Annotated in this window: 12 protein-coding genes and 2 pseudogenes; 6 read left to right on the top strand and 8 right to left on the bottom strand. The window is 47.0% G+C overall.

Annotation, left to right across the window (positions count from 1 at the left end; all coding sequences use genetic code 11):
- Window positions 1-126 precede the first annotated feature (126 nt).
- A pseudogene (locus LG368_RS14660) lies at window positions 127-339 on the top strand (transposase); the annotation flags it as partial.
- A gap of 305 nt (window positions 340-644) precedes the next feature.
- Here the strand turns inward: LG368_RS14660 and LG368_RS14665 are convergent.
- From LG368_RS14665 to cadR, 8 genes are all read right to left on the bottom strand, one after another.
- Window positions 645-959: a DUF411 domain-containing protein gene (locus LG368_RS14665; RefSeq protein WP_226755454.1), complete on the bottom strand. Its 315-nt coding sequence runs from the start codon at window positions 957-959 to the stop codon at window positions 645-647.
- A gap of 152 nt (window positions 960-1,111) precedes the next feature.
- Window positions 1,112-3,460 (bottom strand): heavy metal translocating P-type ATPase, encoded by a 2,349-nt coding sequence (locus LG368_RS14670; protein WP_226755455.1) that lies wholly within the window; start codon window positions 3,458-3,460, stop codon window positions 1,112-1,114.
- Window positions 3,453-3,680: a hypothetical protein gene (locus tag LG368_RS14675; RefSeq protein ID WP_226755456.1), complete on the bottom strand. Its 228-nt coding sequence runs from the start codon at window positions 3,678-3,680 to the stop codon at window positions 3,453-3,455. Before LG368_RS14675 ends, LG368_RS14670 begins: the two co-directional genes overlap by 8 nt.
- A 99-nt stretch (window positions 3,681-3,779) precedes the next feature.
- Window positions 3,780-4,493, bottom strand: a complete 714-nt coding sequence (locus tag LG368_RS14680) for a copper resistance protein B (protein ID WP_226755457.1) — start codon at window positions 4,491-4,493, stop codon at window positions 3,780-3,782.
- A 12-nt stretch (window positions 4,494-4,505) separates the two neighbouring features.
- On the bottom strand, window positions 4,506-6,485 hold the full coding sequence (locus tag LG368_RS14685) for a copper resistance system multicopper oxidase (RefSeq protein WP_111608903.1): 1,980 nt from the start codon (window positions 6,483-6,485) through the stop codon (window positions 4,506-4,508).
- Window positions 6,486-6,696: 211 nt separating this feature from the next.
- Entirely contained in the window at window positions 6,697-7,011 is a 315-nt protein-coding gene (locus LG368_RS14690; protein ID WP_226755458.1) for a hypothetical protein, read from the bottom strand.
- A gap of 138 nt (window positions 7,012-7,149) precedes the next feature.
- Window positions 7,150-7,887 (bottom strand): copper resistance D family protein, encoded by a 738-nt coding sequence (locus LG368_RS14695; protein WP_226755459.1) that lies wholly within the window; start codon window positions 7,885-7,887, stop codon window positions 7,150-7,152.
- A gap of 264 nt (window positions 7,888-8,151) precedes the next feature.
- A complete protein-coding gene (gene cadR / locus LG368_RS14700; protein ID WP_004364961.1) occupies window positions 8,152-8,559 on the bottom strand; it encodes a Cd(II)/Pb(II)-responsive transcriptional regulator in 408 nt (135 codons plus the stop codon).
- A gap of 95 nt (window positions 8,560-8,654) precedes the next feature.
- On the opposite strand from cadR, the gene LG368_RS14705 reads away from it, so the two are divergent.
- The 5 genes and pseudogenes from LG368_RS14705 (at window position 8,655) to LG368_RS14725 (ending at window position 12,561) form a co-directional block, all read left to right on the top strand.
- On the top strand, window positions 8,655-9,551 hold the full coding sequence (locus LG368_RS14705; protein WP_068436864.1) for a cation efflux transmembrane domain-containing protein: 897 nt from the start codon (window positions 8,655-8,657) through the stop codon (window positions 9,549-9,551).
- A gap of 3 nt (window positions 9,552-9,554) precedes the next feature.
- Complete coding sequence (lspA, locus tag LG368_RS14710; protein WP_003821921.1) at window positions 9,555-10,067, top strand: signal peptidase II; 513 nt, start codon at window positions 9,555-9,557, stop codon at window positions 10,065-10,067.
- 21 nt (window positions 10,068-10,088) lie between these two features.
- Window positions 10,089-11,378, top strand: coding sequence for an ISL3-like element ISPpu12 family transposase (locus LG368_RS14715; RefSeq protein ID WP_226755460.1), 1,290 nt, complete (start codon window positions 10,089-10,091; stop codon window positions 11,376-11,378).
- A 374-nt stretch (window positions 11,379-11,752) separates the two neighbouring features.
- Window positions 11,753-12,199, top strand: a pseudogene (locus LG368_RS14720) (transposase); the annotation flags it as partial.
- A gap of 188 nt (window positions 12,200-12,387) precedes the next feature.
- Window positions 12,388-12,561, top strand: a complete 174-nt coding sequence (locus tag LG368_RS14725) for a hypothetical protein (protein WP_226755461.1) — start codon at window positions 12,388-12,390, stop codon at window positions 12,559-12,561.
- The last annotated feature ends 208 nt before the right edge of the window (window positions 12,562-12,769 follow it).

The raw sequence follows: 12,769 nt of genomic DNA on the forward strand, positions 1-12,769 counted from the left end.
CCCACAAATGAGAGTCACATTGAGTTGAGCAGAAGCGGTAAACATCAGTCTTTTATTCCCATGAAAGAAAAAAAAGACTTTATGATTTTTAACAAGGATTAAAACGTGTGGTTTAGCTGACGCTTACCGAGAATCAACAAGCAACCAATCCGAACAGAGTACCTCAAAGCCAGTATCCAGGCAAAAGTAGAGCACCCGTTTAGGATCATAAAGCGACAGTTTGGCTTTAGGAAAGTAATCTATAGAGGATTGGCTAAAAACGACAACAAGCTGGCGATGCTGTTTGCCTTAGCCAATGTGTTTAGGGTTGACCAGATGATACGGACGGCAAGGGGTTAATCCGTTTAAAATCCACTAAACAAGGCTAAATAAGCTTGTTAAGTGGTGCAAAGCATCAAAACAAGTAGCGTCCTGTGCTTTTTTATTCGAAAGAGAGAGGTTGAGTGTTTTGCGACTTCTTAATCGTAGTTTCCCTAACATCGTGAACTCAAGCGCAATTGAGGCGCTCAAACTCTAGCAGTAAAAATTCCTCCCTAAGTTCTTACTGGATCAGGCTCGAAAGAATAAAGGAAAAAGCCGAGCTACTAGCTCGGCTTTTTCCTTTCAGCTTGATAACCTGTTGGATTTGATGGATTTATCGTTTATCAATACTGTTGATAGACAGTCATCGTTCCTTGTTGGCTAAACTGGACCACATTAAAACCTTTGTATCGCTGACCTTTTGCAGTCATGCCAGGAGAATACCTTGGCATTCCAGGCACAGCCAACCCTGATACATTTTCAGGTTTCTCAAGTATTAAACGTGCCACATCTTGTTCTGGCACATGACCTTCAATTAAGTAACCGTCGATTACAGCGGTGTGACACGATTGTAGTTGCATGGGCATACCCGCATCTTTCTTTAAAGAGGACCAGTCTTCTGTGTGATGATAATTAACGGTATATCCCTCTGCCTTCATTAGCTCACCCCATTTAAAACAACAACCACATGTCGGAGACTTGTAGAGATCTATTATAGGTTGTGCAAACACGCTTGCACTGACTAACGTTAAGATTGAAGCTGCAATGCTTTTATTTATTACCTTCATATATTCACCTCTTTCAAAATTAGCTATTTACTATTAATTTGGCTATCTGATAATTTTACCGCCCGCAGCCTTAAAGCATTTAGTATGACACTCACCGAGGACAACGACATAGCTGCAGCGGCAAAAATAGGTGATAAGAGAATACCTGTAAACGGATAAAGTACTCCTGCAGCAATCGGTACTCCTGCCATGTTATAAATGAATGCAAAGAACAGGTTCTGCCGAATATTATGCATGGTTGCTCGGGATAATCGTCGCGCTTCCACTATGCCCATCAGATCGCCACGCAACAAAGTAATGCCCGCACTTTCTATGGCCACGTCGGTTCCTGTGCCCATCGCAATACCTACATCAGCAGTTGCCAAGGCTGGCGCATCATTTACACCATCTCCAGCCATAACAACAACACGTCCCTCATTCTTAAATTGTTGAATAACCTTGCCTTTATCTTCAGGCAACACTTCTGCTTTCACTTCATCAATGTGGAGCTTGCGGGCTACTGCTTCAGCTGAGGTACGGTTATCTCCAGTCAGCATCACCACCCGAATTCCTTCCTTCTGCAGAGCGATTATTGCCGCTTTGGAGGTATCCTTGACAGGGTCTGCAATTGCCAGCAAACCACAAACCTTCCCGTCAACCGCGGCAAAGATTACTGTGGCACCGTCTTCTCGAAGTTGGTTAGCTTCTTCCTCAAAAGTTGAAGTATTAACATTTTCTGACTGCATTAACAGTCGATTACCAAGCAGAACCCTTTTTCCATCGACTTCACCGGTAACGCCTTTGCCGTTCGGTGAGTCGAAATCTATGACGTCTGGCAGAGTTAGATTCATGGTCTTAGCTTTATCTAAAATGGCATGTGCTAACGGATGCTCGCTGCCTTTTTCAAGACTACCGGAATAACGCATCAAATCCTCATCGCTGAAACCGTTTGCCAAGACCAGTTTTGTCACCTGAGGCTTACCTTCGGTCAAGGTCCCGGTTTTATCCACTACCACTGTGTCTACTTTTTCCATCCGCTCCAACGCTTCAGCATCTCGGATCAAGACACCGATCTGAGCGCCACGACCAACACCGACCATGATCGACATAGGAGTCGCCAGACCCAAGGCACAGGGACAAGCAATAATCAGCACACTCACAGCTGCGATCAGACCAAAGGCCATGGGTGGCGTTGGACCGACGATAGACCAGACTCCGAATGCAATGATAGAGACCAACAGAACCACCGGAACGAACCAACCAGCCACTTTGTCAGCCATTCCCTGAATAGGCGCACGACTTCGCTGCGCACTGGCAACCATCTGGACGATCTGGGACAACATTGTGTCACGACCTACTTTGTCAGCCCGTAAAATAAAACTGCCTTGCTGATTAATGCTACCACCAATTACTTGATCTCCAGTCTTCTTACTAACAGCCAGGGGTTCACCAGTGACCATGGATTCATCAACGTTGGAACGGCCTTCAAGCACTTCGCCATCTAGAGGCACCTTATCGCCTGGTCGAACTCGCAATCGATCGCCAACCTTAACTTGATCGAGCGCCACATCAGACTCACTGCCGTCATCGTCCAGTTTTCTTGCCGTGGCCGGAGCTAGATCCAATAGAGCTTTGATAGCGCCAGAGGTTTTTTCTCGAGCTCGGAGTTCAAGTACCTGACCCAACAACACCAGCACAACAATGACAGCGGCCGCCTCGAAATACACTGCGACTGAGCCATCGTCAGCGTGAAAAGCGTCAGGAAATATCTGCGGAGCCAAGGTTGCGACAAAACTGTACAACAGAGAAACACCCGTACCGATGGCAATAAGTGTGAACATATTAAGGTTACGATTAAGTACAGATTTCCAACCGCGCACAAAGAATGGTCCACCACACCAAACGACCACTGGAGTAGCTAAAGCCAACTGAATCCAATTGGCTATTTGTGGCGACACAATATGGTCAATCTTAAAGAGATGGCCTCCCATTTCGATCAAAAAAACCGGAAGTGCCAGAGCCAGACCAATCCAGAATCGACGAGTCATGTCGGCGAGCTCTACTGAAGGACCGTTGTCGAGGCTTACTTCCTCAGGTTCCAGCGACATGCCACAAATCGGGCAGTCACCGGGGCCTTGTTGACGGACTTCTGGATGCATAGGACAGGTAAACATGGTTCCGGCTGCAACCGGCTCTGTTTGCTCATTTTCTTCGCTGAGATACTTCTCTGGATTATTATCGAACTTCGACTGACAGCCGGAAGAACAGAAATACCAAGTTTTATCTACATGCTGACTACTATACTTTGCGGTTTGAGGATCTACCGACATTTTGCACACAGGGTCATGCACCCCATGGCTTTTATGTTCATGATGATTCGTGTGCTCACTCATATTGTGCTCCTTTTTTACTCGCGGGCCAGTCAGAAAAAGCAATGAAATACAACAACATCAGATTGACCATTGGGACCAGTATCAGCAGTCCCAGCCAGCCAGAATATCCAGCTCGCTTGCATATTCTATAGACAGGTATAACAACTAAGATAGCAATCACTAACATCCACATCCAGTGTCCTACCCACATAGTGCTACCAAACATACTTTCGCTCATCATGGTATTGTCCTTTCTTTTATATCGTAGAAATTAATGGTGATGTTAGTGAGACTTTTATCTTTCATCTCACTGACATCCCTTTTACTTCTTGTAAAAAAATTAAAACCAAGCCGTTACGCCAATGACAAACTGAGAGTTGCTAATGCTATCTCCATTATCACGAGCAAGATCAGCCGTAGCACCGAGCTTTTTACTCCAGTCTATACCTATATAAGGTGCAAACTTACGTGTTATTTCATACTTTAGTCGAAGGCCTGCATTGATATCAGTAAGACCAGCACCCATGCTTAACTCGTCATCACTCTTACCATAGGCGTTCATTTCAAATTCAGGCGTTAATATCAGTTTTTGAGTGATTAACCATTCCTGTTCGATGCTTAAACGAATGGAGGTTTGCCCTTTTTCTCCAACAAAGAAAGCACCGTCAATGTCGAAAAAATACGGAGCCAAACCTTGGAAACCAAGCACCAACCAATCACGAGATGGGGACGGTTTAATATCTCGCCTTACGCCCATCTGCATATCCCAATACGGCGCTACGGCATGACTGTATAGAGCCTGTACTTCTAGGTCCTGGTCGTCACTATTCTGGTATTCACCTGACGTTTTAAGCCAGATTTTATCCATATCATAACCAACCCATGCTTGAAAACTAAAGCTGATTGGATCGTCTGACTCAAGGCCTTTTTCTAATTGGTCGATGGCGACATAACTTAATAAAGGGTCATCTTCCGCACCTGCATAAGACAAAGAGCTCATAACAAAAGCCGTTGCCATCACTAATGTAAAGCCTAGTGAATTAAAGTTTTTCATTTATTACTCTCCTTATTTGATGACCACTTTTCTAAACATGCCAGGCATGTGATATAGCAAATGGCAGTGATATGCCCATTGCCCCAAGGCGTCTGCGGTGACTAAATAGCTGATTTTTGAACCAGGCTGAACCATCACAGTATGCTTACGTGGAATGTAATCAGGGTCTCCTGTTTCTAACTCGCTCCATACACCATGTAGATGCATGGGATGAATCATCATGGTGTCGTTCACCAAGGTAATTCGCACTCTTTCGTTATACGCCAATTCAAGTGGAGCGGAATCAGCAAAATTGATTCCATTAATTGACCACATATAACGATTCATATTGCCCGTTAGATGCAGCTGGATTTCTCGAGTGGGTTGACGTTTATCATGAGTAGGATGCAAGCCTTTTAGGTCTGCGTAGGTCAGTACTTTACGGTTATAGTTCGCTTGATGATCCCTTAAGCCAATACCTGGGTCGTTAAGGCCGCTTTGAGGCATGCCTGATTGCATGTCTACTTGAGGACCATTTTCTGAATCTAGATGCTTAATCTCATTGTCACTGCCGTAACCTGCTAAACCTAAAGTAGGCATAACCATACTTGGCTGACTGAGATCCATCCCTTCCATGCCAGTCATTGAGCCTGAACCCATTGCCATTTTGCTGTGATCCATGCCTTCCATGCCAGCCATTGAGCCTGAGCCCATTGCCATTTTGCTGTGGTCCATGCCTTCCATGCCCGACATAGAGTCTGAACCCATTGCCATTTTACTGTGGTCCATGCCTTCCATGCCCGACATAGAGTCCGAACCCATTGCCATTTTGCTGTGGTCCATGCCCTCCATATTCATGCCCATATCGCCATGCCCTAAGATCGGCATAGGGTCCATATCAGGGATTTTGGCCGTGAACATTTCATCTGACGTGAAGTTACCAACGGTATAACCAGAACGGTCAATGCTCTGAACGAAAATACAATAAGCATCCTCCATCTTCGGCTCGACTATCACATCGTAAGTTTCCGCAACACCAATTCGAAATTCATCGATGGTAACAGGCTGAACATTTTGTCCATCACTCGCTACCACGGTCATTTTTAAACCTGGAATTCGCACATCAAATATCGTCATCGCAGAGCTATTAATAAAGCGAAGACGAACTTTTTCTCCTTGTTTAAAGAGTGCTTGCCAAGGTTGTGCCGGTGGGTTCCCATTCATTAAATACGTATAGGTGGCACCCGTGACATCAGAAATATCTCGGTCACTCATACGTTCCTGATTCCACATGGAGCGTGCTCTCCATGTGTTCACCAACCCTTGTTTTTTGATATCAGAAAACAAATCAGACATCGTTCTTTCACTGTAATTGTAATAGTCTGATTGCTTCTTTAAATTCGCATATATCGTTTCAGGCGCCTCATCCGACCAGTCCGACAGCATGATGACATGCTCCCGATCAAACACAACAGGGTCTGCTTCTTTAGGGTCTATAACAATCGCGCCATACACTCCCGTTTGTTCTTGAAAACCTGAATGACTGTGATACCAATAGGTACCACTTTGCTTAACTGGAAATTTATATTCGAATGTTTCTCCCGGTTTGATGCCCGCAAAACTAAGGCCAGGAACGCCATCCATTTCTGTCGGTAAAATCATCCCATGCCAGTGCAAAGAGCTGTCATGATCAAGATTGTTTTTTACTCTTAGCGTGACCGTTTCACCTTCTTTCCAGCGTAACAAGGGTCCGGGAAACAGTTGATTAATGACCGTTGCTCTAGCAGGCGTTCCCGTAAAATTAACGGTTTTATAATCAATGCTTAAATCAAAAACTTTCCCAGATAACTGAGTTAAAGATTGGCCAATGGCACTTGCTAGTGCATTTTTTGAAAACGGAATGGTAGTTAAAGCCAGCATGGCAGAAGCACCAAATACAAACTGACGACGGCTAAGCACTGTACCGCTCGATGATTTGTTCTGCTCTTCGTGTGAAGGTTTGAATACTGTCATAAACTGAACTCCCTTAATCTAATTAAACCCACAACACCTGTTTGCAGGTGCAACCAAATAATGTAATGAATAAAAGACATAATTGTCTCCAACAATGTTCTTGAGAAGATCCAATACAGGCATTATCCCTGTAGTGGATAAAAGGTTAATAATAGAAAATAACGGTTAGTGACCTTGGAGCGTCCGACAAAACGACGGATTCATCCAAAGATTAAGAAAGTATCGGAGGGCGATATAAAGAAGAGCTATTCAACGGTAGCTCTTGTTGAACTAGATGAGCACTACTCTGACTCAGTTGAGAGCCGCAATAAATCCACTGACGATCAATGATCGCGGCCATCGACATGCAAACGCTCATCGGACACGAGCTTTTGTCTTTGCAACAATCTAACGCATTCGTGACCGGCAATATTTGAACATACTGATCTGTGTGTGTTTCAACAGACGCGTTGTGCAACGAAGCCTTATGATCGACCATCGAGCCATAAGTAGCAGTAGCAGTAAGTTGCATTGAGTGATATGTCATTGGACCAGCCACAGAAGTCATTGTCTGGCTAACAAACACGAGCAAAACAAATATAATGATAACGATTTTATTTTGTCTCATTATTCTTCCCCCAATCAACTTTCACCCCAAACAACATCACTTTAAATACACTTCTAATTAATGCATTGGAGGACCAACAAACGTCGTAAATATCGCCGTGACCACCAAAATAGAAGAAGCGATCATTTTTTCCATTAAAATAGATTTTTGAATAAGAAATGTATTATCGCGTTTCAGTATTAACGGCACAAGATGTAATTTATGGTATGCCGCCATCACCAGAATAACAACGACCAAAGCAAGTTTCACCAACAACCAGAAACCATAGTCTGACGAGAATAAGTCTTGCCATCCTGTCAGAACATAGCTCATCCATGCTCCACAGATAATCAAAATCAAAACAGCAACCGCTGCAAGTTCGCCAAAACGCTCTAAGATTCGATTAGATTCCTGGTGCGTGGATTTTCGCGCAACCAACCACAAAGGGAATAGCAACCCTAACCACCAAGCAGCAATCAAGATATGAGTAAAGAATATAATTTGATAATACCAAGCTTGCTCTGTCGCATGACCCGTGAATGAAAACGAATAAATCAAACTGGCTATGCCCAAGGAAGCGACCATTAATGCAAGGCGTGAAAATGGCCACAGACTGAAGGCACGATCCGACCCAAGGGTAAATGACGCTATGATCACCAAGCAATAACCAATCACATTAGCGATTAAGGTACTGCCCGCAGGCGAATCCCAATAGATAGAGACCATCATAGGGTCAAACATGAGCGATAGACTCTCTTCCATCGCCCCACCAACGAGGATAAAAAAATAAGCTATTGTCGCCGCTAAACCAATCAACGCACCTCCTCGTACGTACCTTTTTATACTACTCAATAAAGCAGACTGATGACGCAACAAACAAAATGCAAATAGCCCACCTACAACGCTTGATATACCAAAATACAATACCAACGTGTCAATAATTGCGCGATTTCCCAGTTCGTTAACATCATACAGCCCCTTTTTTATAAAATGGGGTAAGCGGATTAAATGGTTGATCTTACCTTTGCATGAGAGTGAGACAGACCGGCATCTCATCGGATTATCTGGTTGATGCTTCACCTACTGCTGGTGCATGTTTCCTTCGCTAATTCCAGCAAGAACCCCACACGCCTCAACTTCCCGGTCATCGTTGCAACTCGCTCTCAGTGAAACGAGTTGTTTCTCAAGCGCTTGCAGAGCGGTTATCTGCGACCGCACATGAGAGATGTGATCATCGAGCAAGGCGTTGACGGCGGTACAAGGCTGATGAGGGTCGTCCTGATAGCTCTGTAGTTCGTGAATCTCAGCCAGTGACAGGCCCAGGATTCTGCAGCGACGGATGAAGGCCAGCCCCTCACCATGCTTCTCGGTATAGACACGGTAACCGTTGTCCTGCCGATCAGGCGGCGGCAACAAGCCCTGCTGTTCATAGAAGCGGATCGTCTGTGTTTCGACCCCTACCAACTGCGCCAACTGACCAATGCGCATCAGCCTCCTCCCCAACGGATTCTTTACTCTATTGACCTTATAGTAGCTTTATAGTTTAAAATGGTACCACAACATTGTTCAAGTGGAGTAGTATCATGAGCAAATCCTGTGGTGGCGCCTGTGGCGCTGATGCAACGTCCGCAGCGGATACCGATATACAGGCCTCCTCCGAGGCGCCAGGGAGATGGGTCAGTGTTTATGCCGTGCCGAAGATGGACTGTCCATCAGAAGAACGAATGATTCGCCTAGCCCTGAACGGCTTTGAGGAGATTCGGGCGCTGTCCTTCGACTTGTCGAACCGCCGGCTGAAGGTCGTGCATGACGGCGAGGTCGAGCCCGTCACCTCGAAACTGAAGACCTTGGGGCTAGGCGCCTCGCTTCAGGAAACCGTCGCTGCAAATCCGGAGACCATCAAGGCCGCCGAGTTTTCGGCAGCTTCTGCTAAGCAAGAATCCGGGACCCTGCGCTGGTTGCTCGGCATCAATGCACTTCTGTTCGTGGTGGAAATGACTGCCGGTCTGATCGCCCAGTCCACCGGCCTGATTGGAGAATCCCTGGACAATTTTGCCGATGCGGCGGTGTACGGGCTTGCCCTTTATGCGGTTGGACATAGCGTGAAAATGCAGGTACGTGCCGCGCATCTTGCTGGTGTACTGCAACTGATCTTGGCTGTGGGCGTGCTCGTAGAGGTGGTGAGACGCTTTGTATTCGGTAGTGAGCCTGAATCGCTGGTGATGATGGCTATCGCATTCGTCGCATTGATTGCCAATACCAGTTGTCTGCTGCTCATATCCAAACATCGGGAAGGCGGGGCGCACATGAAGGCAAGCTGGATATTCTCGGCCAACGACGTGGTGATCAACCTGGGGGTCATCACCGCCGGCGCCCTGGTCGCGTGGACCGGTTCCAATTATCCGGATCTGATTATCGGCACCATCGCGGGGGGTATTGTACTTAACGGTGCCAGACGCATTTTGGCGTTGAAGGGTTAAATAATGCTCATTATTGGCAAAAAGCTCTCGCCGTATGCCCTATTGTCCATATCGGGCCTGCTGGCAGCGTCTGATCAGGCTGTAAAGTGGCTGGTGCAGCAATCAATGGCCTATGGCGAGTATGTTTCGGTGACCCCGTTCTTTAACTGGGTGCACCTATGGAACACCGGTGCCGCATTCAGTCTTTTTGCGAATGGTGGAGGCTGGCAGCGCTACTTTTTTATCGGAATCGCGGTAGTGGTCTCGATTTTTCTGATCAAGCTGATCCTTGAAAATCGTCATAAAGGAGAAGCCATCGCTTACAGTCTTATCCTCGGTGGCGCCATGGGCAACCTGATTGACCGGGTCTTTCGCGGCTATGTTGTGGATTCCTTTGATTTCTATTGGCGAGACTGGCATTGGCCGGCCTTCAACCTGGCTGATATTGCAATTGTCCTCGGTGCCTTACTTTTCGTTTCCAGCAGCTTGTTGGGTAAAAAAGCAAACACCAATGCCGAGTCGGATGGATCTGACTGACACCTACGCCTATACAACACCATGACCGAACTTCCCGACAACATCCTTCACCTGCCGCAATACCAAGTACTGGGCTGCAAATCAACCGACGACGAAATGCACTTCCAGGTGGACGTGCCCGATCCCATCGCCTGCGAGGAATGCGGCGTGCAGGGTGAGTTCGTACGGTTCGGCAAGCGTGACGTTCCCTATCGTGATCTGCCCATCCACGGCAAGCGGGTCACTCTCTGGGTGGTCCGCCGCCGATACACCTGCCGGGCCTGCAAGACAACATTCAGGCCCCAGCTACCGGAGATGGTGGACGGATTCCGTATGACACTGCGGCTGCATGAGTACGTGGAGAAGGAATCCTTCAACCACCCCTACACCTTTGTGGCGGCACAGACCGGCCTGGACGAGAAGACGGTGCGCGACATCTTCAACGCCCGCGCCGAGTTCCTGGGGCGCTGGCACCGCTTCGAGACGCCCCGCATCCTGGGCATTGACGAGCTATACCTGAACAAGCTCTACCGCTGCATTCTGACCAACATTGAGGAGCGAACCCTGCTCGACCTGCTGGCCACCCGCCGCCAGGACGTGGTGACCAACTACCTGATGAAGCTGAAAGACCGGCAGAAGGTCGAGATCGTCAGCATGGACATGTGGAACCCCTACCGGGCAGCGGTCAAGGCTGTGCTGCCCCAGGCCCGTATCGTGGTCGATAAGTTCCATGTGGTGCGCATGGCCAACGATGCCCTAGAGAGAGTGCGCAAGGGCCTCAGAAAGGAGCTGAAACCGTCCCAGAGCCGGACTCTCAAGGGAGACCGGAAAATCCTGCTGAAACGCGCTCACGAAGTCTCAGACCGGGAGCGCCTCATCATGGAGACCTGGACAGGTGCGTTCCCGCAACTGCTGGCCGCCTACGAGCACAAGGAGCGCTTCTACGGCATCTGGGACGCCACCACACGGCTCCAGGCAGAAGCCGCCCTGGACGAGTGGATAGCCACCATCCCGAAGGGCCAAAAGGAAGTCTGGAGCGATCTGGTCAGGGCAGCGGGAAACTGGCGCGAAGAGACCATGACCTACTTCGAGACGGACATGCCCGTCACCAACGCTTACACGGAGTCCATCAACCGACTGGCCAAGGACAAGAACCGTGAAGGGCGCGGTTACTCCTTCGAGGTGATGCGGGCACGAATGCTCTACACCACGAAGCACAAGAAGAAGGCACCGACTGCGAAGGTCTCTCCTTTCTACAAGAAAACCATCGGTTACGGACTGCCGGACTTCGCAGAGGAACTCAACTACGGAGTCGATCTATCAACCATCTGAGGGTGGTATCAGATTGATGGGGTGAAGGTGCCCCATCAACCATTAAATCCGTATACCCAGAAAAAATACTTCCATGTTGAAGGGGCAAGACACTGGGTGTTTGCGATCTGATGATCGGATTAATGGCATAAGCCAACGGTTGCGGCTGTTTTCAGCATCGACCGTTCTGATCGTAAGGCACATTAAAATACGTAGTGCAGTGAATCCCTACAATCCGACATGGAACGCTTATTTGGAGCGCCGCCATCGATCGATTTCCCCATTGTGAAGCTCGGTCATATCAAGGCTGTTGAGAGGCTTGAGCCGTATGAGGGGTGACTCTCAAGTACGGTTCTTAGGGGAGGATGGTGTGGTAACACACTGTCCTTACCCGACTAAAAGCACATATTGGAGTCGATGCCAAACGTGGCTTGGTGCATAGTTTCACCACCACTTCTGCCAATGAACATGACCTAAACCAAATCACTGAGCTCATGCATGGCGATGAGACGTTTGTCTCTGCTGACTCGGGCTACCGTGGCGTGGAAAAACGTGAGGAAACCAAAGATAAGACGTTGGAGTGGTTGATTGCGGAGATGCCAAGCAAGGTTCGGGAATGGAAAAAGCATCCCCGTATTAATAAAATCCCCATCAATACTGAGTACATAAAAGCGAGCATCAGAGCAAAAGTAGAGCACCCGTTTCGGATACTGAAGTGCCAGTTTGGCTTCCGCAAAGTGGTCTATAAAGGTCTATCAAAAAATGACAATAAGCTCGCGGTGTTGTTTGCACTGGGAAATTTGTTACGAGTAGATCAGATGATACGTTCTGCACGGGGTTAATCCGTCCAAATAACGGTTGTAAGGTGCTTGAAGTACCTTACAAGTGGGTTAAGTGGTGATTAAATGTCGCTTCTGAGGAAATACTGTCACAAGCTGAAAGTCAGCTAAAAATTGTCTTACTTGTTCGTATGTTCCCTAGAATAGGCACAGCAATAATTAATAGGATAAATACCTAGGAAATTATTATTATGAAATGTCCAACGTGTGAAAAAACTATTGAATTTGATTGGCTAGAAACTGAATGCATTGAACCAAACGAAGAATTTAATTGCTCTCATTGTGCTGAGGTTTTGAGATATGAGATTGATGAAGGAACTTACCTAGGTGCTCAGCATTTTACTGTGGAAGTTGTTGATGAGTAATTTTATTAGTTTGAATAAAATGCTATTTTATACCAACAGGAGATTTTAAAAATTAACACCATAATGTGGGGTGCGCGTTTAGGGAACGTGCGATTAAGTCAGCTAGTTAGTACGAAATCACTACTGACTTGATTTGCTTTTCAATTTGCTCAAAACCTCAGTTTTTAGTGTGTCTTATCCTCTAGTTGAAGCCTTTAAAGCTCCAACT

The organism is Marinomonas algarum (genome assembly GCF_020532605.1).
GTDB lineage: Bacteria > Pseudomonadota > Gammaproteobacteria > Pseudomonadales > Marinomonadaceae > Marinomonas > Marinomonas algarum.

Excerpts from the sequence above, each read along its gene's own strand:
- LG368_RS14675 (WP_226755456.1), bottom strand. The coding sequence starts at position 3,680 with ATGATGAGCGAAAGTATGTTTGGTAGCACTATGTGGGTAGGACACTGG.
- LG368_RS14690 (WP_226755458.1), bottom strand. The coding sequence starts at position 7,011 with ATGACATATCACTCAATGCAACTTACTGCTACTGCTACTTATGGCTCG.
- LG368_RS14725 (WP_226755461.1), top strand. The coding sequence starts at position 12,388 with ATGAAATGTCCAACGTGTGAAAAAACTATTGAATTTGATTGGCTAGAA.
- LG368_RS14670 (WP_226755455.1), bottom strand. The coding sequence starts at position 3,460 with ATGAGTGAGCACACGAATCATCATGAACATAAAAGCCATGGGGTGCAT.
- LG368_RS14665 (WP_226755454.1), bottom strand. The coding sequence starts at position 959 with ATGAAGGCAGAGGGATATACCGTTAATTATCATCACACAGAAGACTGG.
- LG368_RS14680 (WP_226755457.1), bottom strand. The coding sequence starts at position 4,493 with ATGAAAAACTTTAATTCACTAGGCTTTACATTAGTGATGGCAACGGCT.
- LG368_RS14705 (WP_068436864.1), top strand. The coding sequence starts at position 8,655 with ATGAGCAAATCCTGTGGTGGCGCCTGTGGCGCTGATGCAACGTCCGCA.
- cadR (WP_004364961.1), bottom strand. The coding sequence starts at position 8,559 with ATGCGCATTGGTCAGTTGGCGCAGTTGGTAGGGGTCGAAACACAGACG.
- lspA (WP_003821921.1), top strand. The coding sequence starts at position 9,555 with ATGCTCATTATTGGCAAAAAGCTCTCGCCGTATGCCCTATTGTCCATA.
- LG368_RS14715 (WP_226755460.1), top strand. The coding sequence starts at position 10,089 with ATGACCGAACTTCCCGACAACATCCTTCACCTGCCGCAATACCAAGTA.
- LG368_RS14685 (WP_111608903.1), bottom strand. The coding sequence starts at position 6,485 with ATGACAGTATTCAAACCTTCACACGAAGAGCAGAACAAATCATCGAGC.